Origin of the sequence: Hymenobacter chitinivorans DSM 11115 (assembly GCF_002797555.1) — a bacterium.
Lineage (GTDB): Bacteria > Bacteroidota > Bacteroidia > Cytophagales > Hymenobacteraceae > Hymenobacter > Hymenobacter chitinivorans.
The window spans coordinates 395,361-418,969 of record NZ_PGFA01000003.1; the positions used below are offsets into that span (position 1 = coordinate 395,361).

Consider the following 23,609-nt stretch of genomic DNA (forward strand, 5'->3'; position numbering starts at 1 on the left):
TAAAACCAACTTAAAATTTTATATAATCTTTATAATAATTTATATAAAAATTATTAGTAAATAGATGGCTGTTTCCTCCCTCCCATCCACTGCAACAAGAGTTTTTAAGCTATGCTTCCTGCTCTCGACCACACCCTCCTGGTTAGCCTCGATCATTTTCTGCGGCACTCCCCCAGCTTTGATAGTCTGATGATAATGCTCAGCGAAAACAACCTGTTCAAGGGCGGGGTATTTACCATCATGCTCTGGTGGCTATGGTTTCAGCAGGGCAGCACCGACACCGACTTTCCGCTGCGCAAAACGTTGCTGGCCATCTTGGGGGGCTGCCTGCTGGCCATGGGCGTGGCCCGCTTCGCCACCCATACCGTGCCGTTCCGGGCCCGGCCCATTCACAATCCGGAGCTGCACCTGGCCCAGCAGTTTCCGGGCCTGGCCAATATCACCGACCACAGCAACTCCTTTCCCAGTGACCATGCCACGCTGTTTTTCGCCCTGGCTACCGGCTTTTGCTTTGTTTCGCGCCGCCTGGGCGTGCTGGCCCTGCTCTACGCCACCTTCATGATTTGCCTGCCCCGGGTGTACCTGGGCCTGCACTATCCCACCGACATCCTGGCCGGAGCCCTGCTGGGCGTTTTATCGGCCTGCGCTACCAACTACGCCCCGGTGCGCGACCGGCTTTTTACGCCCCTGCTGCGCTGGCAGCAGCTCCACCCCAGCCCGTTTTACGCGGCCCTGTTTCTGATGACCTACCAGCTCGACGAGCTCTTCGACAGCGTCCGGAGCCTGGCCAGCTACTTCTTTGGGTAAGTTAAGCGTTACCGTCCTGAACGTTAAATAAGCCGCTTTTCATAACAGAAAAACCGCAGCCCCGGCCGAAAGCCCAGCGTGATTTCGCCCGCAAACCGATACCCCAGCTTCGGAAATAGCCGCTGAGTAGCCGTGTTTTCCGAGTTGGTATCCACCCTAAGCGACTTCAGGCCCCGCGCCCGGGCCAGCTCCTCGGCCTGGGCCAGCAACGCGGCCGCTACCCCCTGGCCCTGGGCCGCGGGGTCTACGGCCAGGCGGTGCGTGACAATGGCCGTTTCGGTGGGGTCCCAGTCGGCTTGGGCATATTCTTCGTCCTGGTCCTGGGTAAGGGCAGCCACCCCGACTATTTGTGCGTCTGACTCGGCTACCCAGAGCTGCTGCCGGGCAATATCATCCTGAAACACTGCCTCGTTGGGGTAGTCAGCGGACCACTGCTGGTTGCCGCTGGCCTGCATCAGCGGCACCACGCGGCGCACTAGGTTCAGGATGGCAGGAACGTCGGCGGGAGTAGCAAGGCGAATAGCGGGCATAGGGGGCAGTTTTGGCGGCCTGAACATACACTATTCAGCTTACACCTGCCGCATGGGGTGCCAGGAACAATAGAGCCTAAAAACTCAACAGGACGAATCCACCGGATTCGCCCTGTTGAACTTGAGCAGGAGAAGGCGGGGCTATTCGCTCACCACCAGTCGTTGGGTGCTGCTTTGGCTACCAGCCCGCACCGTTACAAAGTACAGACCCGGCGCCAAGCGTTCCAAGGATAAGCTCTGCTCTGAATATCCGGCCGGCGCTGCCTGGGTAGCATCCACTACCTGCCGGCCTAGCGCGTCGCGCACGGTGACCCGGAGGGGGCCGGCTTCGGGCAGCTGCAAGCTGAAGGTCACGGCAGAGCGAGCGGGGTTGGGATAAAGATTGAATGGTAGCAGATTGGGGCGGGCAACCGGGGTACGTAAGGCCGTCTGCGCGCCCCCGGTGGGCACCAAACGCGCCCCGGCCCAGTCGGCGTGGTCGTAGCTGTTATCGTTGTCGGCGTTGGTAACGACCAGCCGCAGCTCGTTTTTACCGGTTACATCCAGGTCCAGGCTGGTGGTGGCCGAACTGCCGCTGCGCGGGCCGCTCGTGTACGCCAGGACGCCATCCAGGTATACCAGGAAATTTACCGTGCCATTATTGCCTACTTCATCATCCACGCCCACGTCGGACAGAAAGCGGGAATACGCCCCGTTCAGGGCATACACGATGTCGGAGGAAGCGTGCACACCCAGACCTTTGGCGTACGAGACTCCCCCCAGGCTCAGCGTTTTGCCGTCCCCGGGGTCTTGCTCCCCGTTGCTGCCGTCACGCTCTGCTGGTCCCCAGCCGCTACCAGCCGCTACCCAGGCAAGGTCAGATAGATAAACGGCTGCTACGGCATTGCCCGGTCGGGCGAGTGCCGCCGCCGGTACGGCTTGCTTGACCAGGCCCGGACCCGCGTAGCTTACGCCCAGCACTTCGGCTCCGGTCCGTTCGAAGAAGGTAACCGTCAGCGCGTGGAGGCCCGCCCGTAACCCAATCGTGCCCGACTTCTCCGCGGCGCCGTGCAGTCCATCGTTGTTGACTACCAGTTGGTTGCCAATGAACAGCTGGCTGCCATCGTCGGAAGTGGTGTAGAAGGTATACACGCCGTCGGTGGGCACGCGCACGTAGCCGGTGTAGCGGAAGGCAAAGTCGTCGTTCCGGGTGCGGGGGCTCAGGTCGAAGCTCGTTACCGAACCCGTTTTGACGGGGCTCAAAGCCGAGAAGGTAGGCAGCACGCTCCAGCCGGAGCCTTCATAGTAACCATAATCGAGGCCCGCCACGGTATTGGTGGGGTTTTCGGGAGTGCGCAGGGGCGCGGCATTCGTCACGGTAAATGACACCGTCAGGGCCTGGCCGGCCGTGCCAGTGGCGCCGGTGGCGGTGTAGGGGGTGGCCGTCAGGGTGTGGCTGCCAACGGCGGGCGTCCAGGGCAGGTAATCGGTGGGACCATTGTCGCCGGCCAGGGCGTAGGGCACCACGTTTTCCGTGCGGAAGCTGGCGTTGGCATCGTAGCCAAACCGCACGCTGCCCACGGTGGCCGGGTTGGTATTGGCCCGGATGTTCAGGTTGCGGGAGGGCAGCGTTGCCAGGTTGAGCACGGCGCCGGCCGGCAGTGGGTCGTAGCCGGCAATGGGCTGGTCGGTATCGGCGTTGAACAGCGTGAAGCTGGTAACGGCCTGACCTGCGGGCACTACCCGGAAGCTGGCCGTGTACGTGGCGTCGTCGGTGGGCGTGGTCAGGGTTTGGGTGGCCGCCCCGCCCTGGCTCCAGCCCGTAAACTCGTAGGTCACGCCGTTCACCGTTTGGGGATTAACCACGCCCAAGGTTCGCAGAATGCCTTCCACGCTGGTGATGGTGGCCGGCGTGGTTAAGGGCTGCCCGTCGAGGGTGAGGCGCAAGCCGGCCGGGTTGGTAGCCAGGGTCAAGACCGAGGTGCGGGGGTAAATGTCGCGGGACACGGTGGTTTTCAGGCCCCCGGCATCCGTTACGGTCAGATACAGGCGGTACCACACGTTGGCCGCCGTTTCGCCGGTGTTGGGAATGGCGAAGGAGCCCGTTTTCAGGCCCTGGTTGAAGGCCGTGCCGTCGTGCACGTGGGTGTCGTGGTGAAAGTCGACTCGCCAGCTGAAGGCACTGGCCGGCAATGCCCCATCCTCGGCATCCGTAGCGTCGGCGGAGAAGGTAATGGTGGTGCCCGCCACGTAAGTGGTGCCCGCAGCCGGCGTCAGAATCTGGGCCGTGGGGGCCGTGTTAGGCGCCGTCACGGTGAGCGTAGCCGCATTGCTGGTAGCTGAGCCCACGGCATTGGTTACCACGGCCCGGTACTGACCGGCATCCGCAGCCGCTACGCTGGCAATGGTGTAGGTCGCACTGGTGGCCCCGGTGATGTTAACGCCGTTTTTCTGCCACTGGTAGCTCAGCGGGGCCGTGCCGGTGGCGGTTACCGTAAACGAAGCCGGTTGCCCCGGGGGCACGCTCACGTTGGCTGGTTGACCAGTAATAACGGGAATGCTGGTCGAGGGCGTGTATACTACTTTATACAACGCCCCGGCGCTGCGACTCAGGTAATATAGGTTGCCATCGGGGCCGGTGGTCAGGCCCACGGCGTTGCCGGGCAGGGCCGTGGCAAAGGGTGAGCGGACCGGCGTGCTACCCGACAAGTCAATGTAGTTGATCCACTGATTGCACAAGTCCTGGTAAAAGTACTTGCCGGCATAGATGGCCGGGTAGTTGGTGCTGGCCGGGGTGAAGAACGTGCCGCCCGTAATGGCGCAGCCCTTGCCGTCGCCGGTGCCGTGGGGGTAGCTGAAGACCGGGCTCGTGACGCCGGCCGCGGTGGTCGCGCCTTCCGTGGCGGGCCAGCCGAAATTGCGGCCGCCGGCGGTAGCGTCGTCAATTTCCTCCCAGGTGTTCTGGCCGACGTCGTTGAGAAAAATCCGGCCCGTGGTGGGGTGAATGGCAAAGGTGTAGGGGTTGCGCAAGCCGTAGCTCCACACCCGGCGGCGCTGCTCGGAGCCCGTAGCGAAGGGATTGCCGGCCGGTACCGAGCCGTCGGGGTTGATGCGCAGAAACTTGCCGTGGTAGGTGTCCAGGTTCTGGGCGTTGCTACCGTTGGCGTTTTCCCCGATGGCCACGTAGAGCTTGCCATCAGCCCCGAAGCTCATGGCTCCGCCGTTGTGGTTGGTAGCCGAGCTGAGCGGGTCCAGCTCCAGGATAACCACCTCGCTGCCCGCCACCGCTACGTCGCCGGCGGCCGTGAAGCGGCTGATGCGGTTGTGCACCGGCGCCGTACTCACCGTGTAATAGAGGTAGACGTAGCCGTTGGAGCTGAAGCTGGGGTCGAGGGTGATGCCGATCAGGCCCCGCTCCCCGCTGGAATTTACGCTGAGGCTCACAAACGGCGTGGCCAGCAAGGCCCCATTTTTAATCACGCGCAAGGCCCCGCCCTGCTCCCCCACAAAAATGCGCCCGTCGGGGACGAAGGCTAGCACTGTGGGGTTGCTGATGCCACTGCTGACTGGCACCTGGTTGAAGCCCGCCGGGAAGGTTTGGCCGTTGACGGTGGTTAAGGCCAGTAAGCTCAGCAGAATCAGCAGTATGGCCGTTTGCAGCTTAGCCGTCGACGGGCGGATCTGGCGGCCGGTGGGCCGCCCAATACGAAGACGTGTTTTCATAGCGGAGTTGGTAGAGGTTGTGGAACATAGGACTGAAGCGGGTTTACAATAGGTGAGTCGCCGCCGGTACAAAACCGGTGGTTAGAGGAGAAAAAAGCAGCGGGGCACAAGCAAGTCAAGCGTAACGCAATGGCCCTGTTACGGTTGAGCTGCAAAAAGAAAGAATTAGCTATATCTAATGAAGATAAGCAAAGCCCGCCATTTGGCCCGGCGTTGAGGTGTTAAGATTATGTCATTGTTGCGGGAGCTCAACAGTAGTCAAGTGCCAGACAGAGAGCGTAATGTCCTTGGTACCGGAGCCTGGGCTGAGTCAGAACGGCGGCCCGGAACCACGGATTCAGTGGTATGGCCCCAACACAACAGCCCGGAGCCGCCTGTCTCGACAGGAACTCCGGGCTGCTTACTAGGGCGTTTAGCGCTGGCCTAGGTGGTTTGCACAAACTTTTTGATTTCGCCGCTGGCAATGTAGGACTTGCCGTCGGGTGCGGTATTCACTTGCTCCACTACGAACAGGGTGCTTTCGTCGCGGATGCCGCGGGGGAAGCGCATGTTCCAGTTGGGGTCGAAACCGTCGCTCACCACGCGGGCCCGCAGCTTGCTCCCGTCTTTTACGCACTGAATCAGGATGCCCGAGCCAATGGTGTCCGTTTCTTCCAAATCGGCCAGGGTGGCGGCGGGCTTGGCCGCCCGGGCACTGGTGCTGCCCGTACTGCGGCTGCGCGAGGAGCCAGAGTGGCCGCCGGCCAGCGGATCGGTTTCGCCCGGCCGCACCAGGCGGGTAATGGTGCCCTTGGCCCGGTAAAAAGTACCATCGGCACTGCGTTCCAGCTCCTCCACGATATAGTGGGCGCCCTCGGCCCGAATAGCCCGGGGAAACTGGATGTTCAAATCGTCGAAGCCGGCCGATACGACCCGCACGCGCAGCTTGCCGCCCTCGCGGAAGCAAACCAGCTCGACGCCCGTGCCCGGCTCGCTCACCACCGGCAGAGCGTGGGCCGCCTGGTCGACGCTCACCCCCCGGCCGGCCAAGTCAACCCGGGCCCGGCGGCCCTGGAAGGCTTGGTCGCGCAGCTCCTTGCGGCTCTCGTTGTCGAGGTGGCGGCTGGCAATGCGCTGGGCGTAGTGGTTGATCTGGTCAATTTCCTCGGCAATCTCAAAGTGCTCGTGCAGGCCTTTGGCAGTTAGCTCGGCCACCAGCTGGTGAAGCAAGGCCTCCGCCTCGGCGTGCTTACCGGCGTCGGCCAGGTCCACGGCCCGCTCTTTGTCGCGGGCAATGCGCAGGCGGGCCAGTTCCAGCATGACGCCCCCATCGGAAGCCACGGCCACGGCCTCAATGCTGCCAGCCGTAACTTGCACCGTATGCTCGCCGGCAATAGCCTCAATGCTACCGTTGCGAATGGCGTCGGCCCGGTAGGCTACGTGCAGCAGCTGGTGGGCGCCGGTAGGCAGGGCCGGTAGTCGTAATTGCAGCCCCAGAACCTTGTCCTCATTCTCGTACACGTCGCCCAGGTGCAGGACCATGCGGCCATCGGACTGGGCTTCCTGCCGGGCCAGGCTCAGCACATCCCCGATTTCCGTGGCGTTGATGGGCGTGAGCGTAACGGTCAGGTTTTGGGCAGCAATGGCTTTAAGGCTGTCGAGCTCAATGCCGAACACGTCGGCCGCATCGTCCAGGGACTGAATGAAGTAGAAGTTGCCGGCGGCGGCCCGGGCCATACCAATCAGCAAATCTTCCTCGAAATGGCTCCCGAAGCCCAGGGTGGTCGTTGTAATACCTTCCTCAGCCTTTTTGGCGGCGGTATTAATCAGGATGGCGGGGTTGGTAATGCCGTTGTTGGCCTGCCCGTCGGTGAGCAGCAGCACGCGGTTGACGTGCTGGTCGGTTTTGTGCTTGGCTACCAGCTCGCAGCCCTGCAGCCAGCCCCCGCTCAGGTTGGTGAGGCCCCCGGCCCGCACTCCTTGCAACATGCGCTTGATACCGTCCTTGTCGGTCACGAGCTGGGCATCTAGCAGGGTGCTCACTACGTCGTCGTACACGACAATACTCAGCCGGTCGTCGGCGGTGAGGCGGTCTACGAAGTTGGCGGCGGCCTGCAAGGCATAGCGAAGCGGGGCCCCGGCCATGCTGCCGCTACGGTCAATTACGAGGGCCACATTCAGCGGGCGGCGCTGCGGATTGGGGACGTCTTCCCGAAATTTTAACAGCAAACTGGTCGTATCGGCCAGGTTTTCGAGAAGCACCGGGGTGGTGGGCTGCTGAGTTATTTGCATAGGGAAATGGAAAGGAAATAGGGAAAATAGGGCAAGTAAAACCCGGCCCACACCTGGACCAGGGGCGGGAAAGTAGTTAAGAAATTACATATTCATTTTGGGCTATATGCCCACGCCCCTTAGGTCTCAATCAAAGGCCGGTAGTCGTGCTCATTCTCGAAACCGGCCAGCCACGCGGCGGCCCGGCGGCAGGTGCGGAGGTGGGGCGGCACCCGGAGCACGTACGTGTGGGCCGTGGAGGGACAGATGACGCGCAGAGCCACAATGGGCTCGTCGCCCTCCAGCGGGATGCTCAGCAGCTGCCGCTCCCCGCCGGCATCCCGGTCCCGGTCGATAATCAGGCCGCCTACTTCTTGCACAAACCGGTCGAGGCCGAACCGCTCCAGTAGCACCCGTCGCCGCGTCACGTTGCGCACGTTCAGAATATCGACGGCCTTCAGATCCTCGGGCCGGAAGGCGGTCCGCTCGTCCACGGCCGTGCCCTGCCAGTGAATATTTACCCGCAGGCCGCTGGGCAGGCCGGTAAGGCCACTGCCGGCTACTTCCAGCCAGTGGGTCAGGTGAATCGTGGCCGGCAGCTGCACCAGCAAAGAGCAGCTGGAGACGTCCAGGGCGCGGGCCGTGAGGCGCTCGGGCAGGCGCCGCAGCTGCCGGTTACCGCTCAGGTTGAGCGTTTCGCGCACCAGCCAGTCGCCGGTCAGCTCCCGGACGGCGGTGCGGGCCGCCTGCACGCTGGTAGCGCGCAGGCGCTCGGGCAGCAGCTCCAGGTTGGGGCAGTCGTTAACTTCCAGGTGGGTGCATTCCAGAAACCGGGGCAACTCCCGCAGCCGCGGCTCGCCGTTCAGCCGCAGCGCCCCGCTGACGATCAGCTCGTCGGGCTGGCGGCCCGACAGCAGCAGGGCCCGCGCCACCTCCGGCGTAGCGCGCACCGGGCCAGTAGGCGGAACGAGTGGATAGGTAGGAGCCGGTGCGCTGGGCGGACGGGTGCTGTAGGGTGCGGCTGGCTCGGCAGCCGGCGGAGCTTGGGCAGCGGGCTTGCGCAGGTGGCGGCCCCGGGCGTTGATGCTGAACATAAGCGGCAGATTTTTAATCTACTACGGTCCGGATGGCAGAAGGGGTGTATTCGCGCTGCTGCCAGACGCGGTACACGCCCACCGGCAACTCAATGGGCCGGTGCTCTTCGTGGACTACCGTCGCCGTGGGGGCGGAAACCAGCAGATACAGTTCCTTGCCGTACACGTAGAGGCTGGCCGCTCCAGATTCCCGAATGCGGTGACTGTGCCCGGTATGCTCACCGTGGGCCAGCACCAAACCCGTCCGCGGCACCGCGCCGGCGGGCAAGGCCGCCACCGGAGCAATCAGGACGTCACCGTGGCGATACTGAAAAGGGGATTGAGTCATGGCGTTTGCTAAAATGGTTTGCTAAAAACTATTTGCTAAAGAAGTGGAGCTGATGGCTACTCATTGCTTGCGTAATATTACGAAATGGCTCGAATTAAGGCTATATATGAAAGAAATATTTACTAATTAATTTAGTATTGAGTCCTCTGTAAAAGCGCAAAAGGCCGTTCTGCCAAGCAGAACGGCCTTTTATATATAGTGCGTTTGTTTTGAGCTCAGCAAGGGAGCTTAGCCGCGGCGCAACACCTCGGCGGCTTCCTTGGCAAAGTAGGTCAGGATGGCGTCAGCGCCGGCGCGCTTGATGCTGAGCAGCACTTCCATCATGGTCTTTTCGCCATCGACCCAGCCGTTGCGGGCGGCGGCCTTAATCATGGCGTACTCGCCGGATACGTTGTAGGCCGTCACGGGCAGGTGGGTCTTTTCTTTCACTACGTGAATCACGTCGAGGTAGCTCAGGGCGGGCTTTACCATCACCATGTCGGCGCCTTCCTGCTCGTCGAGAGCCAGCTCACGCAGGGCTTCGCGCTTGTTGGCCGGGTTCATCTGGTAGCTTTTCTTGTCACCTTTCTTGGGCGCCGAGTCCAGCGCGTCGCGGAAGGGACCATAGAAGGCCGAAGCGTACTTGGCCGTGTAGCTCATAATGCTCACGTGCGAAAAAGCGTTGCGGTCCAACACGTCCCGAATCCAGGCCACGCGGCCGTCCATCATGTCGGAGGGGCCGATAATGTCGGCGCCGGCCCGGGCCTGGGCCAGGGCCATCTGGCCCAGTACTTCCAGGGAAGCATCGTTCAGGATTTCACCCGACTCCGGGTCCACCACGCCGTCGTGCCCGTCGGAGGAGTAGGGGTCCATGGCCACGTCGGTCATGATGACCACATCGGGAAACTGCCGCTTGATGTCGGCTACGGTTTTCAGGTACAGGCCTTCGGGGTTGGCCGATTCCTTGGCCAAGCGGTCCTTGAGGGCGTCATTAATGCTTGGAAAAGGTGCAAAGGCTTTGATGCCCAGCTCCACGGCCTGGCCGATTTCGTCGATGAGACGGTCGGCGGTGAAGCGGTGAATGCCCGGCATCGAGCTTACTTCCAGGGTTTGATTCTGGCCCTCAATCAGGAACACCGGGTAGATGAAGTCGTGGGTAGTCAGGTTGGTTTCCTGCACCATGTTGCGGATGACTTCAGACTTACGGTTGCGCCGAGGGCGGTGAGTGGGGAGGATGGCCATTGATACGTTTGGAAAGATTCAACCGGGCAAAACAACGCCGGCAAAGATAAGGTTGCGCAGCCGGGCAGACTTACGGCAGTTCACCGTCGATAATAAAGCTGCCCCAGAACGCCAGCAGCAGACCCAGCACCGCGCCCAGGGCAAAGATGCCAAAACCGGCCCAGCCCCCCATTACCAGCCCCAGCACAATGCCGGCCACAAACACAGCCGTGCCCAGAATCTGCAGGAAGCTCCCGGTGGCCGACAGGGCCTGCCGGGGCTTGCGGGGCGCCAGGACTGGGGCGTGGGGCGCCAGGACTGGGGCGTGGGGCGCCGGGCGGGCCTGGGAGGCTCCGCGGGAAATGGGCCGGGTGAGGTGGCGGGCCGCCTGGGTTTCGGTGGCCGGCCTGAGCGAAGTGCGGGAAATACCAACGCGTAGCGCGGGAAGCACCGGCTCGGGGCTGGTCGTGCGGGGCGAGGCAGCACGCGAAGCTACGGGGGGCCGGGGCTCGGGCAAAGCGGCGGGTGCCGGGGCCGAAACGACCGGGGCCGTGAAGTGAAACGCGGCTTTTTCGCTCCGGTAGCTAGCCAAAGAGCTCGGTAGAAGCAGCCCAAACCACATGTAGGGCAAGCGGGTAAATTGGCGCGGGTTGATAAAAAATGGAGACATAGTAAGCCAGTAGCTGTGGCATGGGCCGCGGCCGGAAAGCAGCCCGGCAAAATGCCGTAACGGGTTCAATACGAAGCTCAACGCTACTAAAAAGCACCAAATTTTTCCGGACCCCGCCGCCGGATTGGCCGTAAAAACCGGCGAGGTGTCCGCGCCTCACTGCGCTATTTACCACCAATTCTGACGACAGCCATGAAAGACAGCAAGCAAACTCCCCAGCACCCCAACAGCGCCGAAACCGGCAAGAAAGCCCCCGGCATCCCCGGCCAGCCCAGCGGCCCCCACGAAGGCCCCGTCGCCGGCGGCGCCGATAACACCCGCGGCGAGAATAAGCCCAGCCGGGAAGGCCACAGCGGTGGGGCCAAGAAAGGCAAGAGCAACGGCTAGCCGTCCCGCGCCCTTTACCACCGAGGCCCGCGCATCGTCTGCCGACGGTGGGTGGGCCTCGCTCTGTTAGCAACCTACTTATCGACAATTAGGATGCCGGCCGGTGAGGGTACTGGGCCGGCGCTCCAGCTATAGATTGAAAAACTCCTGGAAAATTTCCCGCCAGGCATGGGAACCCCCGATGCCCATCACCAGAAAGTAATAGCCCAGAATAACCACGCCCGCGCCCACGCCCAGGCCCAGCCAGCCCCCAATGAGCAGCCCGAGAATAACGCCGCCGATAATGAGCAAAGAGCCCAGCACCACGTGCAGCACGTCCGATTCGTTGTCGGCCGCCCGCCGGGGCCGCGCCGCCTGTCGGGCCCGCAGGCCTTGGGCTTCCTGCCGGGCGGGGCGCAACTGGGGGCGGGTCAGCTGCCGGCTGGGTGTAGTCGGGCGGGCGGCCAGGGCCCGACTACGCTTGGGCTGGGCTTCCTGAGCTGGTGCTGGTTGTTCGGGTTCCGGGCCGGGTTCGGGTGTCAGGGAAGCCAAATTCGGCATTTCGGCAACTGCGGAAGCAGAAGTAGCGGCGGCTGACGCAGGGCGGAACTGAAAAGCCACCTTTTCGCTGCGGCAGCTGGTGAGCAGGATAATAGCGCAAAGTGCCAGGCGGCGGGCGGAAAGTACGGTCATGGGCAAAAAGTAAGCGGACCGCCAAGATAAGGCGGCCCGCTTAGCTTTCGGGAAAGTAGGGGGCAGGGTTGCGCGGGGTTGCAGGAGCGTAGCCGAAGACCTAGCCGCTCGAACTACTGTCTTCCGCACTAGCCACGGGGCCCTCCTGGCCCTGATCCTGCGCCGGGCTTTGCCCGTCCGCAGCCGTGCCATCACTCTGCACCGGCACGTCGGGGGCCTGCTGGCTCACGCGGCCCGAGAGTTGCGCGCCGCCGTTTTCGCGCTGCCCGCCCCGAATCTGAATCTGGTGCCGCATGGTTTTCTGCTCGTCCTTGGGTACCACGATGCGCAGCATGCCATCCTCAAACGAGTCCTCAATGCGGCTCGGGCCCACGGTTTCGGGCAGTTGGGAAGAGCGTTGAAACGAGCCGAAGGCGCTTTCCACCACGTGGTAGCGGCGCTGGTTCTGCTCACTTTGCATGCTTGTTTCCCCCGAAATCGTGAGGCGGCCCCGGTGAAAGTCCACTTTGATGTCTTCGCGCTTGAGGCCAGATAGGGCCGCTTCAATCTGGTAGCCCTGCTCGGTTTCGTAGGCATCCACCTGGGGCGAGAAGCTGGCCACGCGCCCCCGGGCCGCCAACGAGTCGTTGAAGAACCGGTCCAGCATCGAGCTGAAAGTCGCGGGCATCATGTCGGCAAACGGGTCCTGATACTTGTGAATAGCCATGCGAAAGTGGGTTAAAAGGGACTGGGTGAAAGAAAAGTAGGTTGGGTTGGTAGGGAAAAGGGTAGAATTGGAGCAGGAAAGGCGCCGGGCCCACAGTTGGAGCGTAAGACGCCAGGAAGCACCGTCGGGAAGCGGAATGCGGGTCGGAGCGCCACTGCTTGCCGATACCTGAGCCGCGGGCCGCATGTTGCTGACGAGCGGGCTATTTGCCCCGATTTCAGTAGTTAAACTGAGCTTTTCGTCCCGATTTATAAGGCGGGCTTACGGCCAGTACGTAGGCGCGGCAGTAGCTTTTGCCGCGGGCAAAAGCTGGGTGGCCGGCCCTGGCGCGAGAACAAAAAAAGCGGGCCTTCCAGTGTGGAAGGCCCGCTTAATTAAGCAAGGTAAACGGTGGCTTAGAAGGCCAGAATCACCTCTTCGATAATGTCGCAGGCCTCGTGCATCTGCTCCTCGGTAATGACCAGGGGCGGGGCAAAGCGGATAATGTCGCCGTGGGTGGGCTTGGCCAGCAGGCCCCGCTCCATCAAACTCACGCATACGTCCCAGGCGGTGCGGCCGTCGGCGTGGGGCTTGATAACCACCGCGTTGAGCAAACCCTTGCCGCGCACCAGCTCCACCACTTCGGGGCGCTTGGCCATCACCCGGCGCATCCGCTCCCGGAACACTTCCCCCTGGGCCTTGGAGTTGCTGATCAGGTGCTCGTCGTGGAGCACGTCGAGGGCGGCGCGCAGCACCACGCAGGCCAGCGGGTTGCCGCCGAAGGTGGAGCCGTGCTGCCCGGGCTGAATGGTGAGCATAACGGCATCCGAAGCCAGCACCGCCGATACCGGCATCGTGCCGCCCGACAAAGCCTTGCCCAGAATCAGGATGTTGGCGTGCACGCCTTCGTAGCACACGGCCAGCAGTTCGCCGGTACGGCCCAGCCCGGTCTGGATTTCGTCGGCAATGAAGAGCACGTTGTGCTGCTTGCACAGGGCGTGGGCGTGGGCCAGGTAGCCGTCGGAAGGCACCATCACGCCGGCTTCGCCCTGAATGGGCTCCACCAGAAAGCCGCAGACGTGCGGGTCCTGGAGAGCTGCTTCCAGCGCGGCCAGGTCGTCGTAGGGCACCACCTGGTAGCCGGGCATGTAGGGGCCGAAGCCGCCGGTGCTGTCGGCGTCGGTGCTGAAGGAGATGATGCCGGTGGTGCGGCCGTGGAAGTTGTGCTCAGCCACCAGAATCCGGGCCTGGTTGGGGGCAATGCCTTTTTCCTGGTAGCCCCACTTGCGGGCCAGCTTCAGGGCGGTTTCCACGGCTTCGGCCCCGGAGTTCATCAGCAGGGCCTTGTCGTAGCCAAATAGCTCACAGAGCTGCTTTTCGGCCGGCCCGAGCTGGTCGTTGAAAAAAGCGCGGGACGTCAGGGTCAGCTTCTGGGCCTGCTCCACCATGGCTCCCACAATGCGGGGGTGGCAATGGCCTTGATTGACAGCGGAATAGGCCGAGAGAAAGTCGAAGTACTGCTTGCCTTCCACGTCCCACACGTGCACTCCTTCGCCCCGGCTGAGCACCACGGGTAGGGGGTGGTAATTGTGGGCGCCGTAACGGTCTTCCAAAGCCATCAGCTCCTGGCTGCGGCTGGTGGTGGAGGCGGATTGGGTGGGGGTAGCGTGCATGGTGGGAGGGAGTTAAGCCAAGGAAAGGAATTCAGCTAGCCCAAAACTACGCAAAAGCCCGCAAGGCGTTAGGCGCGCGAAAAGTGGCAGCTGGGCTATAACAAACGAATGGCCGGAATACGTAAGCTTAAAATATATGTGCCTGAATATCAATGTTTTATTGTTGAGCTTCGGGCGCCGTGTCTCATTCTTACCCTACTCATCATGGCTACCCGTTCTGCTTCCCGCCGTCATCCCGGCCTCTGGATTCTGCTGCTGCTCCTGCTGCTCGGCGCCGGCGCTTACCTGTATTTCCGCTCCGACAAGGGCAAGCAGGTGCTGGCCCAGAAAGGCAAGGAACTGCTGCCCACCCTGGAAAACGCCACCATGACCGTGGGCAACATTACGCCCAGTGAGCTGCAGGCCCAGATGAAGGTCGATTTGCGCAACCAGATGCCCATCACCCTCAAAGTCGACAGCTTCCGCTACGTGACCCGGGTGGACGGCGCCGAGCTGGCCCACGGCGCCAAAGACCGGGGCACCGTGCTCCAAAGCAAGGGCGTCAGCCACCTAACCGTGCCCATGTCCGTGGATTTGAGCAAAGTCCGGGACAAAATCAAAACCAGCCAGCAGGACTGCGTCGACGTGCAGATGGTCATGACCCTGTTTACGACGCTGCCCGTCGCCGGCTCCCAGCAGATTCCGGTGGAAGTCACCAAGCGCGTCTACGTGCCCAAAATGCCCAAAATCGAGGTGGCCGACATCGACGTGGAGCACCTGGGCCTGAAAAACGGGGAGGCCGTGGTCAACCTGAAAGTCACCAACTACAACCCGTTTCCCTTCACCATCCGGCAGGTGAAGTACGACTTCCGCATCAGCGACGATATGCAGGTGCAGGGCACGGAGGAAAAGGACGTCTCGTTCCGCACCAGGGGCACCGAAATGATGCCGATTCGGGTGCGCTTCGAGCCCAAAAGCATGCCCAAGGTTGCCTTCAAAACCTTATTTAAAGCCGAAAAAACGCCCTATAAGCTGGACGGCCACGTAGTAGTAGCCGCCGGCCAGCACAACCCCAAGGACATGACCATGAACTTCGCCAGCACCGGCAACCTGGAGGATTTGAAGAATATTCCCAAGAAGGGTGAGGGCGAATAACCGGCCCCCTTACTCGCCCAGCCGGTCGAGCCGGTTCTGAATGTCGAGGAACTTGCCCACGTAGTTGCCCTCTTCCGAGCCGTCGGCCCGCACGATGGTCCAATCGTAGACGGCGCTGGTCGTGAATTCCAGGGTTTGGCCGGTGCTGTAGCCCTGCACGATTTGCAACGCATTGGCAATGGTGCCCTGCACGTAGGTATCCTCCCACTGCCGGACCTGCACAAACACCTGCTCAAACTTGCCGTCGGCGTCCACGACGCGGGTAGTCAGGTAGAACGTTTCGCCCGGCTTCAGGCCCGCCTCAAACCGTTTTTTGGCCTGGGGCAACGTGCGCAGGGCCTCTTTCATGGGCTTGGCAATCAGCTGGTCGAACAGAGCCATGGACTGGGCTGGGCCCACCGAGCCGGCCTCGGTCCCGGTGGCTATGCTTACGGGCTTGTCGGGCACCGCTTGCTGGGCCCAGGCCGAGAATCCCAAGCCGGGCAGCAGCAATAACGACAGAAAAGCAGCGCGGAATGAGGACATGGCAGGGCCGGCGGCAGCCGGGGTGCAGCGGGTGTTCTAAGGTACGAAAAGGGCGCCATTTTAGCCAGCCAAGCTAGGCCGCCAGCTACGGGGGCAGCAGGCCGCGGCGCTTTTGGTGGTAACTTGCCGCCGTATGGCACTCCAACCGCAACCCCTGCAGCCGGGCGACTATTACCTGACCCCGGAAGGTTTTATGGTCTTTACCGAACAATATCATTTGCGCCGCGGATTCTGCTGTAAAAGTGGCTGCCGACACTGTCCGTGGGGTTTTTCCCGCACCAGTAAGCCCGCGCCCAAGGCCCCAAACCAGGGCTAACCGCTTATTTTTCAGCGCACCGGTTTGTTACTGTCCCGTAAATACCGATATTTGCGTCCCTTTTTCCAGCATTGAAACCTCTAAGTCCCTCGATATCATGGCACGAGTTTGTGATCTGACCGGCAAGCGTACCCGCGTAGGCAACAACGTTTCGCACGCCAACAACAAAACCAAGCGCAAGTTCTACCCGAACCTGCAGAAGAAGCGCTTCTACATCCCCGAAGAGGATTCTTGGGTTACGTTGAAAGTAGCTACCAGCACCATCCGGACCATCAACAAGAACGGCATCATGTCGGTCCTGAAGAAGGCCAAGGAGCAGGGCTTCATCGTTTACTAGATTTTTCCGGAAGCCCGGAGCACTATCTTACGGCCGAATCCGCTGAACTGACCCCGCACGCAACGTGCCGGGCGGTTTGGGGTCCTTGCCGTACTTATGCTCTATCCCCTTCTGTTAAAATCGTCCCGGGTATTCCTGACCGTCGCCCTGACGGCTTCACTGGCTGGCCTCACGTCGGAAGTTCGCGCTCAGCGTACTGCCGCTGCCGAACGTCCCACTGATTTCCTGGACCCCGCATTTCACCGGCAACGGAGAGAGCTGCTGCGCCAAGCGCTGCCGGCTCACTCCGTTGCCGTTTTGTTTGCGGCCCCCGTCCGCAACCGGGCCAACGACGTGGACTTCATCTACCACCAGGATCCGGATTTCTATTACCTGACCGGCTACACCGAGCCCCACGCGGTGCTGGTGCTCTTCAAGGAGCCCCAGACCATCGGCGGGCAGAGTGGCATCACGGAGGCCCTGTTTACCCAGCCCCGCGACCCGCAGCGGGAGTCCTGGACCGGCCGCCGGCTGGGGGCCGCCGGGGCCAAAGAGCAGCTTCAGCTCCAGTACACCGCCGACAATAAAGCCTTTGCCACCGCCGGTATCAAGTGGGCCGACTTTGGCCAGGTACTCTTCCTGGACTTGCCCGCCGATGTGCGCGACGAAGCCCGCGACCCGGCCGACCTCTACAATCTTGTAGCCGATTTTCGCCGTCTGGCGGGCGTGCCGGCCGACTATAATCCGGCCGTAAACGAGCTGCGCAGTCTGATTCAGCGGGCGGGCCTGGCCAACGCCGCCAACCTGCTGCCCTACCTCGAAGCCCAGAGCCAGGCCCTGCCCGCCGTGGCCGCCGACCCCTACATCCAGGCCTACCGCAAAGCCACCACCGAGGCCGAGCGGCAGAAAGCCGTTGCCAATAAGCCCGTACCCGGCCGCTACGACGGTTCTACCATGGCGGAAGTACTCAGTGGCCTGCGCGAAATCAAGACGCCGGAGGAAATCAAGCTGCTGCGCCGGGCCATTCAGATTTCCACCACCGGCCAGCAGGAAGTCATGAAGGCCCTGCGGCCCGATATGTCGGAAAACGCCGTGCAGGGCATCCACGAGTACGTGTACCGTACCTACGGGGCCGAGTTTGAGGGCTACCCCAGCATCGTCGGGGCCGGGGCCAACGGCTGCATTCTGCACTACGAAACCAACGACAAGCCCCGCCTCGGCAACGACCTGATCCTGATGGACTGCGGGGCCGAGTACCACGGCTACTCCGCCGACGTGACCCGCACGGCCCCACCCAGCGGCAAGTTTTCCCCGGCCCAGCGCCAGATTTACGAGCTCGTGCTGGCCGCCCAGGAAGCCGCTTTCAAGGAGTGCAAGCCCGGCAGCGAGTTTCAGGGCCCCCACAGAGCCGCCCAGCAGGTTATCAACGAGGGCCTGCTCAAGCTCGGCATCATTAAGGACGCCGCCGAGGCCCGCCGCTACTTTCCCCACGGCACCAGCCACTACCTGGGCCTCGACGTGCACGACCGGGGCACTTACCGGCCCCTACAGCCCGGCGTGGTCATCACCGTGGAGCCCGGCATCTACATTCCCGCCAACAGCCCCTGCGACCCGAAATGGTGGAATATCGGCGTCCGGATTGAAGATGACGTGCTAATTACCAAGGCCGGCTACGAGAACCTGTCGGCCGGGGCTCCGCGCACAGTAGCCGAAATCGAGGCGACCATGGCTAAATCCAGCGCCCTGGACAATTTCAAACTGCCGGTTCTGAAGTAGCTGCTGCTGAGTGAATAGGGGAATTAAGGGCGCTTTCGGTGGGTTTACGCGTAAAACCGGAAAAATCTATGCTACTATTTGGCTGACGGTTTGACAATTCCGAAAACACTTGTACCTTTGCAGTCCTTAATCCAAAACCCCAAGTCGAGATGGCTAAGAAAGGAAACCGGGTGCAGGTAATCCTGGAGTGCACCGAGCACAAGAACTCGGGTATGCCGGGCACCTCGCGCTACATTACCACCAAGAACCGTAAGAATACGCCTGAGCGTGTTGAGTTGAAGAAGTTCAACCCCGTGCTCAAGAAAATGACCGTCCACAAGGAAATCAAGTAATTGAGCGATGGCTAAGAAAGTAGTAGCAACCCTGAAAGTAGCAGGCGGCAAAGACTGGGCAAAGGTCATCCGCGCTGTAAAGTCGCCTAAAACCGGCGCTTACACCTTCCGCGAGGAGATGGTACCAGTTGACAAAGTGCAGGAGTTTATTGCCTCCGGCACGAAGTAATTCGGCGCCTTCGGGCGTACCTGAATGAAGTGAAGAAGTCCCGCCGCCGTGGGACTTTTTTGCGTGTAAAAGGATTTGTTGCGCGTGCTTGCCGGATTGGGCTTAGTGCTGAACCGCGGATAAAAAGCAACCTTGCAGCGGCCTTGTGGCCGTTGCGCAACTAAGCGCCAACAACTAAGCATCAAGCACTAGCGAATGGGACTTTTCGATTTCTTTAAGAAGGACAAGGAGAGCAAGGAACAGCAAGAGTCGCTGGACAAAGGCCTGGAGAAGTCTAAATCCAGCTTTTTCGAGCAGCTCAGCAAGGCCGTAGTCGGCAAGGCGACGGTCGACGAAGCCGTGCTCGACGACCTGGAAAGCGTGCTGGTGCATGCCGACGTGGGCATCGAAACCACGGTCAAAGTCATTGACCGCATCGAGAAGCGCGTGGCCCGCGACAAGTACGTGAGCACCGGCGAGCTGGACCGCATCCTGCGCGAGGAAATTGCGGGCCTGCTCGACGGCAACAGCGGAGCTACCGGCTCCCGGGCCATCCTCGACCGGGCCGACAACAACGGGCAGCCCTTCGTGATTATGGTGGTGGGCGTGAACGGCGTGGGCAAAACCACGACCATCGGCAAGCTGGCTCACCGCTTCCACTCGGCCGGTAAGAAAGTGGTGCTCGGCGCCGCCGACACCTTCCGGGCCGCCGCCGTGGATCAGCTTATCATCTGGGGGCAGCGCGTGGGCGTACCCGTTATTTCGCACGGCATGAACACCGACCCGGCCTCCGTGGCCTACGACGCGGTGCAGAAAGGTGTGGAAATGGGCGCCGACGTCGTCATTATTGATACGGCCGGCCGTTTGCACAACAAGGTGAACCTGATGAACGAGCTCAGCAAGATCAAGCGGGTGATGCAGAAGGTAATTCCCGATGCGCCCCACGAAGTGTTGCTGGTGCTGGATGGCAGCACGGGGCAGAACGCCTTTTTGCAGGCCAAGGAGTTTACCAAAGCCACTGAGGTGACGGCGTTGGCCATTACCAAGCTCGACGGCACGGCCAAGGGCGGCGTGGTGATTGGCATTTCCGACCAGTTTAACATCCCGGTGCGCTACATTGGGGTGGGTGAGAAGATGACCGATTTGCAGCTGTTCGACCGGCATACCTACGTCAACTCGCTGTTTTCGAAAAAGTAAGCTGACCGACTGCTCAATGTAAAGCGCCACCGCCCGCCGCGGTGGCGCTTTTGCGTTACTTTGGCCCGACCATTCAACGCGACGCTATGGGCTTTCGGCAATTCTTCAACAAACTCAAAGGGCCAGCCCCGGCTCCAGCTTCAGTCCCACCGCCCACCAGCATCCGTGAGCTGCTGTTCGGCGACCTGCCCTCGGCTCAGTGGCCCGCCGCCGACTCGGAGGTGCGCGGACAGGAGCCCTGGAAGTGGTTTGCGGCGGCGCAGCAGGCCCGCGCCCAGGGCGACACGGCTGCCGCCGAGCAAGCCCTCCGGCAGGTGTTGACTACTCCGAAGCTGGAGTCGCGGCAGTATTTGCAGGCCTGGCAGGCCTTGCGGGAGCTGGGCGTGGCGCCGCCGTCTGAAACCGCTAAGCAGGTACTGGGCGTGGTGGTGGAAGTAGGCCTGGAACAGGGTCTGGACCTGTTGGCCGCTTACGCCGACGGCTCGGCGCGCTATTACAACTACAGCGGGGCCGGCGTGGTGTGGGAAAATCCCGACGATTCGCTGGCACCGCATATCGGGGCCTTGCGGGCGGCCGGGCAGCGGGTTGCCGACCGGATTGGGCCCTGGGAAGAGGCCCGCCCCGCCGCGCCGGGCCCGGGGCAGGTGCGCCTTAACCTACTCACGCCCTCGGGGCTGCACTTTGGGCAGGCTCCGTTTAACACGCTGTGGGAGGATGAAATGGGCGGGCCCGTACTGGTAGCGGCTCAGCAGCTGATGCAGGCCCTCATTGCCAAGCACGAGCAAGTAACCGAAAACCGTGGGTAAGGGCTGCTGATTGGCCTTTGGTACACGCATCCACTAAGTTAGGGCGAAGTGGAAAGCTAGCTAGACAACTGATTTGCTTCCAGGTGCATCTGCCAGAATATGCAGCCTGTTTCCTCCCCCGAAGCGTCGGTAGCCGAAGCTACTCCGGCCCGTCTCGACCCATTTCTGAGCCAGAAGCTGCGGTTCTGGTCGTTGGTGGCCATGGTGCTGCTGGTGTACGTGCACGGCTACAACCTGCACTCCCGCTACCTGCAGCCCTGGACGCCGGTAGACGAGCCTCTGTCGGTAGGCAGCTTTCTGCAGTATTTCCTGGCCAACGGGCTGCTGCGCTTCCGCATCCCGATTCTATTTGCCATTTCCGGCTACCTGTTTGCGTTTCACGACACTAGGGCCTCGCACAAAGTCCGGGTGAAGCGCCGGGTGCTGACGCTGCTGGTGCCCTACCTGCTCTGGAGTGCCCTCGGGCTGGGCTTCACCTGGGCCCTGGAGCAGTACCCGCCCACCCGGCAGCTGGTGCTGGCCGCCGAGCTGAGCGTTTTCGGGCCCGACAATCCGCTGGTGAGTGGCTACAGTGCCAAGGAACTGCTGCTGCGGTGGCTGCTGCTGCCGGTGCCGTTTCAGCTGTGGTTTCTGCGCAGCCTGCTGGTGTATAACCTGGCCTACCCGTGGCTGCGCAAGGCGGTGTTGCAGGCGCCAACCATCTATTTTGGCGTAGCCGGACTGCTGTGGCTGCTCGAAATCAGCGTGCCGCCGCTGCTGGAGGGCACGGGGCTGGTCTTTTTTGCGCTGGGCATCTGGCTGCAAAAGCGCGACGTAAACCTGCTCACGCCGCCCCGCTGGCTACGGCCGGGCGTGCTGGTGGTGGTTTGGCTGGCGGTGCTGGCCGGGAAAACCTACCTGGCCTTTGCCTCCGACCACCCGCCCTTTATCCCGATGCTGCTGCTGCACCGGGCCGGCGAGGGCCTGGGCGTAGTAGTTATGTGGTTCGGCACCGATGCCCTGGTGCGCGGGGCCATGCGGCAGCGGTGGTTTGGGTGGCTCACGGGCTTTTCCTTCATGATTTACGCCCTGCACGTGCCCTTGGTAAACTATGCCACGGAAGCGGCCCTGCGGCTTTGGCCGGGCCAAAACCTACTGGTGTACCTGCTGCTGCCCCTGGCCGTGGTGGCGCTGGCCGTGCTGCTGGGGGCCGGACTGCGGCGGGTGGCCCCGGCGGTATACGGCCTGCTCACCGGCGGCCGGGGACTGTAGCGCCGGGCCTTGACTGGGAAAAGGAACAATCCGAGTAGGAAAAGGCGTTGCCGAGTTCGTACCTTTGCGCACCAAATTCCGCTGCGGACCCCAACCGGCAACTTTCTCACTGCTAAGAAATTGCCCGGTCGTCCGCTTATACCACTCGCATGAAAGTAAGAAGCCAGCTGGCCAATAAAGTCAACGTCATTACCCTGGGCTGTTCCAAAAACCTCGTCGATTCGGAGGTGCTGATGGGACAATTGCAGGCCAATAACTTCCAGGTAACCCACGAGGCCGACAAGAGCGACGCCAACATCGTGATTATCAACACCTGCGGCTTTATTGACAACGCCAAGCAGGAAAGCATCGACACCATCCTGCGCTACGCCGACGAGAAGGAAGCCGGCCGCCTCGACAAGCTCTACGTGACGGGCTGCCTCTCGCAGCGCTACAAGGACGACCTGGAAGTGGAAATTCCGCAGGTCGACGCCTACTTCGGGACCCTGGAGCTGCCCCAGCTGATGAAAACCCTGGAGGCCGACTACAAGCACGAGCTGGTGGGCGAGCGGCTCATTACCACGCCCCGGCACTACGCCTACTTCAAAATTGCCGAAGGCTGCAACCGGCCCTGCTCGTTCTGCGCCATCCCGCTGATGCGCGGCAAGCACGTAGACCGCACCATCGAGGACCTGGTAAAGGAAGCCAAGCGCCTGGCCTCGATGGGTGCTAAGGAGCTGATTCTCATTGCCCAGGACCTGACCTACTACGGCCTGGAGAAGTACGGGGAGCGGAAGCTGGCCGACCTCCTGCGCAACCTCTCCGACGTGAACGGCATCGACTGGATCCGGCTGCAGTACGCCTACCCGTCGCAGTTCCCCCTGGATGCCCTGGACGTGATGATGGAGCGGGACAACATCTGCAAGTACTTGGATATGCCCCTGCAGCACATTTCGGATAACATGCTCAAAACCATGCGCCGCGGCATCAGCAAGCGCCGCACGGTGGAGCTGGTGGATACCATCCGGCAGCGGGTGCCCGATATTGCTTTGCGCACTACGCTTATTGCCGGCCACCCCGGCGAAACCCAGCAGGATTTCGAGGAGCTCTACGACTTCGTGGAGAAAACCCGGTTTGAGCGCCTGGGCATCTTCACCTACTCCCACGAGGACAACACCCACTCCTACACCCTGGCCGACGACGTGCCCGCCGAAGTAAAGCAGGACCGCGCCGACCAGATTATGGAGCTGCAGCAGGGCATTTCGATGGAGCTCAACGAGCAGAAAGTCGGCAACGTGTACAAGGTGCTGTTCGACCGGAAGGAAAGCGGCTACTTCGTGGGCCGCACCGAGTTTGACTCGCCGGAAGTGGACAACGAAGTGCTGGTGCCGGCCACGCCCGATACCTACGTGTCGCTCGGCGGCTTTGCCAACGTGCAAATCACCGACGCCTCCGACTTCGACCTCTACGGCAAGCTGGTGTAACGGCCTCGGCCGACCTGTAGAAAAGAAAAAAGCTGCCCCTTCAGGCAGCTTTTTTTCGTTTGGACCGGCGCCGACGGTAGCCCCGGGTCCAATAGAGCACCAGGCCGATAAGTGGTTGAGTGAGTACGGTATGGAACCAGCGGCGCTTTTCCCAGCGCCCGGGGAATTCGCCGCGTTGGATATAAATGAGCGTGTATATCCAGGGCAGGGGCAGCACGATGAGCAGCCACAGGCCCAGGAGCTGAAACAGATTCATGCGGTGGTGGTTTGACAGCTATTCAAGTCGGACGTAGAGCCTTGTCAACAGCAAAACGTGCTGCGAGGTGCGCCCGGTAGTGCCGGAAGTT

At 61.8% G+C, this 23,609-nt stretch carries 24 protein-coding genes; 12 read left to right on the top strand and 12 right to left on the bottom strand.

What is annotated here, in order from left to right; translation table 11 throughout:
• The first annotated feature begins 111 nt into the window (after nucleotides 1-111).
• Nucleotides 112-807 (top strand): phosphatase PAP2 family protein, encoded by a 696-nt coding sequence (locus CLV45_RS18600; RefSeq protein WP_100337977.1) that lies wholly within the window; start codon nucleotides 112-114, stop codon nucleotides 805-807.
• Between the two features lie 23 nt (nucleotides 808-830).
• On the opposite strand, the gene CLV45_RS18605 is transcribed toward CLV45_RS18600, so the two are convergent.
• From CLV45_RS18605 to CLV45_RS18635, 7 genes are all read right to left on the bottom strand, one after another.
• Nucleotides 831-1,337, bottom strand: coding sequence for a GNAT family N-acetyltransferase (locus CLV45_RS18605; RefSeq protein ID WP_100337978.1), 507 nt, complete (start codon nucleotides 1,335-1,337; stop codon nucleotides 831-833).
• A 141-nt stretch (nucleotides 1,338-1,478) separates the two neighbouring features.
• Entirely contained in the window at nucleotides 1,479-5,039 is a 3,561-nt protein-coding gene (locus CLV45_RS18610) for a PQQ-dependent sugar dehydrogenase (protein WP_100337979.1), read from the bottom strand.
• A 423-nt stretch (nucleotides 5,040-5,462) separates the two neighbouring features.
• Nucleotides 5,463-7,310, bottom strand: a complete 1,848-nt coding sequence (locus tag CLV45_RS18615) for a vWA domain-containing protein (protein WP_100337980.1) — start codon at nucleotides 7,308-7,310, stop codon at nucleotides 5,463-5,465.
• Between the two features lie 119 nt (nucleotides 7,311-7,429).
• Nucleotides 7,430-8,383, bottom strand: a complete 954-nt coding sequence (locus CLV45_RS18620) for a DUF6745 domain-containing protein (protein WP_100337981.1) — start codon at nucleotides 8,381-8,383, stop codon at nucleotides 7,430-7,432.
• Between the two features lie 13 nt (nucleotides 8,384-8,396).
• Nucleotides 8,397-8,711 carry a hypothetical protein gene (locus tag CLV45_RS18625; protein ID WP_100337982.1) on the bottom strand — a complete coding sequence of 105 codons (315 nt, stop codon included), beginning with the start codon at nucleotides 8,709-8,711 and terminating at the stop codon, nucleotides 8,397-8,399.
• Nucleotides 8,712-8,939: 228 nt separating this feature from the next.
• Complete coding sequence (gene hemB, locus CLV45_RS18630) at nucleotides 8,940-9,932, bottom strand: porphobilinogen synthase (protein WP_211289971.1); 993 nt, start codon at nucleotides 9,930-9,932, stop codon at nucleotides 8,940-8,942.
• Nucleotides 9,933-10,002: 70 nt separating this feature from the next.
• Nucleotides 10,003-10,581, bottom strand: coding sequence for a hypothetical protein (locus CLV45_RS18635; protein ID WP_100337983.1), 579 nt, complete (start codon nucleotides 10,579-10,581; stop codon nucleotides 10,003-10,005).
• 192 nt (nucleotides 10,582-10,773) lie between these two features.
• Between CLV45_RS18635 and CLV45_RS18640 the strand changes: the two genes are divergently transcribed.
• Nucleotides 10,774-10,968, top strand: coding sequence for a hypothetical protein (locus tag CLV45_RS18640; protein ID WP_100337984.1), 195 nt, complete (start codon nucleotides 10,774-10,776; stop codon nucleotides 10,966-10,968).
• Nucleotides 10,969-11,097: 129 nt separating this feature from the next.
• On the opposite strand, the gene CLV45_RS18645 is transcribed toward CLV45_RS18640, so the two are convergent.
• From CLV45_RS18645 to rocD, 3 genes are all read right to left on the bottom strand, one after another.
• A complete protein-coding gene (locus tag CLV45_RS18645) occupies nucleotides 11,098-11,640 on the bottom strand; it encodes a hypothetical protein (protein WP_100337985.1) in 543 nt (180 codons plus the stop codon).
• Nucleotides 11,641-11,740: 100 nt separating this feature from the next.
• Complete coding sequence (locus CLV45_RS18650) at nucleotides 11,741-12,346, bottom strand: Hsp20/alpha crystallin family protein (RefSeq protein ID WP_157807642.1); 606 nt, start codon at nucleotides 12,344-12,346, stop codon at nucleotides 11,741-11,743.
• Nucleotides 12,347-12,741: 395 nt separating this feature from the next.
• Nucleotides 12,742-13,998 carry an ornithine--oxo-acid transaminase gene (gene rocD, locus CLV45_RS18655; RefSeq protein WP_100337987.1) on the bottom strand — a complete coding sequence of 419 codons (1,257 nt, stop codon included), beginning with the start codon at nucleotides 13,996-13,998 and terminating at the stop codon, nucleotides 12,742-12,744.
• Between the two features lie 204 nt (nucleotides 13,999-14,202).
• On the opposite strand from rocD, the gene CLV45_RS18660 reads away from it, so the two are divergent.
• A complete protein-coding gene (locus tag CLV45_RS18660) occupies nucleotides 14,203-15,132 on the top strand; it encodes an LEA type 2 family protein (protein WP_170061897.1) in 930 nt (309 codons plus the stop codon).
• 9 nt (nucleotides 15,133-15,141) lie between these two features.
• Here the strand turns inward: CLV45_RS18660 and CLV45_RS18665 are convergent, their stop codons facing one another.
• Nucleotides 15,142-15,657 carry a DUF2314 domain-containing protein gene (locus CLV45_RS18665; RefSeq protein ID WP_100337989.1) on the bottom strand — a complete coding sequence of 172 codons (516 nt, stop codon included), beginning with the start codon at nucleotides 15,655-15,657 and terminating at the stop codon, nucleotides 15,142-15,144.
• 133 nt (nucleotides 15,658-15,790) lie between these two features.
• On the opposite strand from CLV45_RS18665, the gene CLV45_RS25160 reads away from it, so the two are divergent.
• From CLV45_RS25160 to rimO, 9 genes are all read left to right on the top strand, one after another.
• A complete protein-coding gene (locus CLV45_RS25160; RefSeq protein ID WP_100337990.1) occupies nucleotides 15,791-15,973 on the top strand; it encodes a DUF5522 domain-containing protein in 183 nt (60 codons plus the stop codon).
• 97 nt (nucleotides 15,974-16,070) lie between these two features.
• Nucleotides 16,071-16,310: a 50S ribosomal protein L28 gene (rpmB, locus tag CLV45_RS18675; protein ID WP_022825070.1), complete on the top strand. Its 240-nt coding sequence runs from the start codon at nucleotides 16,071-16,073 to the stop codon at nucleotides 16,308-16,310.
• 96 nt (nucleotides 16,311-16,406) lie between these two features.
• On the top strand, nucleotides 16,407-18,065 hold the full coding sequence (locus tag CLV45_RS18680) for an aminopeptidase P family protein (RefSeq protein WP_100337991.1): 1,659 nt from the start codon (nucleotides 16,407-16,409) through the stop codon (nucleotides 18,063-18,065).
• A gap of 149 nt (nucleotides 18,066-18,214) precedes the next feature.
• Nucleotides 18,215-18,397 (top strand): 50S ribosomal protein L33, encoded by a 183-nt coding sequence (rpmG, locus tag CLV45_RS18685; protein WP_100337992.1) that lies wholly within the window; start codon nucleotides 18,215-18,217, stop codon nucleotides 18,395-18,397.
• A 7-nt stretch (nucleotides 18,398-18,404) separates the two neighbouring features.
• Nucleotides 18,405-18,566 carry a DUF4295 domain-containing protein gene (locus CLV45_RS18690; RefSeq protein ID WP_073105196.1) on the top strand — a complete coding sequence of 54 codons (162 nt, stop codon included), beginning with the start codon at nucleotides 18,405-18,407 and terminating at the stop codon, nucleotides 18,564-18,566.
• A gap of 195 nt (nucleotides 18,567-18,761) precedes the next feature.
• Nucleotides 18,762-19,742 carry a signal recognition particle-docking protein FtsY gene (ftsY, locus tag CLV45_RS18695; RefSeq protein ID WP_100337993.1) on the top strand — a complete coding sequence of 327 codons (981 nt, stop codon included), beginning with the start codon at nucleotides 18,762-18,764 and terminating at the stop codon, nucleotides 19,740-19,742.
• Nucleotides 19,743-19,828: 86 nt separating this feature from the next.
• Nucleotides 19,829-20,548, top strand: coding sequence for a hypothetical protein (locus CLV45_RS18700; RefSeq protein ID WP_100337994.1), 720 nt, complete (start codon nucleotides 19,829-19,831; stop codon nucleotides 20,546-20,548).
• 99 nt (nucleotides 20,549-20,647) lie between these two features.
• Nucleotides 20,648-21,799, top strand: a complete 1,152-nt coding sequence (locus CLV45_RS18705; RefSeq protein ID WP_100337995.1) for an acyltransferase family protein — start codon at nucleotides 20,648-20,650, stop codon at nucleotides 21,797-21,799.
• 149 nt (nucleotides 21,800-21,948) lie between these two features.
• Complete coding sequence (gene rimO / locus CLV45_RS18710; RefSeq protein WP_100337996.1) at nucleotides 21,949-23,262, top strand: 30S ribosomal protein S12 methylthiotransferase RimO; 1,314 nt, start codon at nucleotides 21,949-21,951, stop codon at nucleotides 23,260-23,262.
• A gap of 40 nt (nucleotides 23,263-23,302) precedes the next feature.
• On the opposite strand, the gene CLV45_RS18715 is transcribed toward rimO, so the two are convergent.
• Complete coding sequence (locus CLV45_RS18715; protein WP_100337997.1) at nucleotides 23,303-23,518, bottom strand: hypothetical protein; 216 nt, start codon at nucleotides 23,516-23,518, stop codon at nucleotides 23,303-23,305.
• Nucleotides 23,519-23,609: the final 91 nt, after the last annotated feature.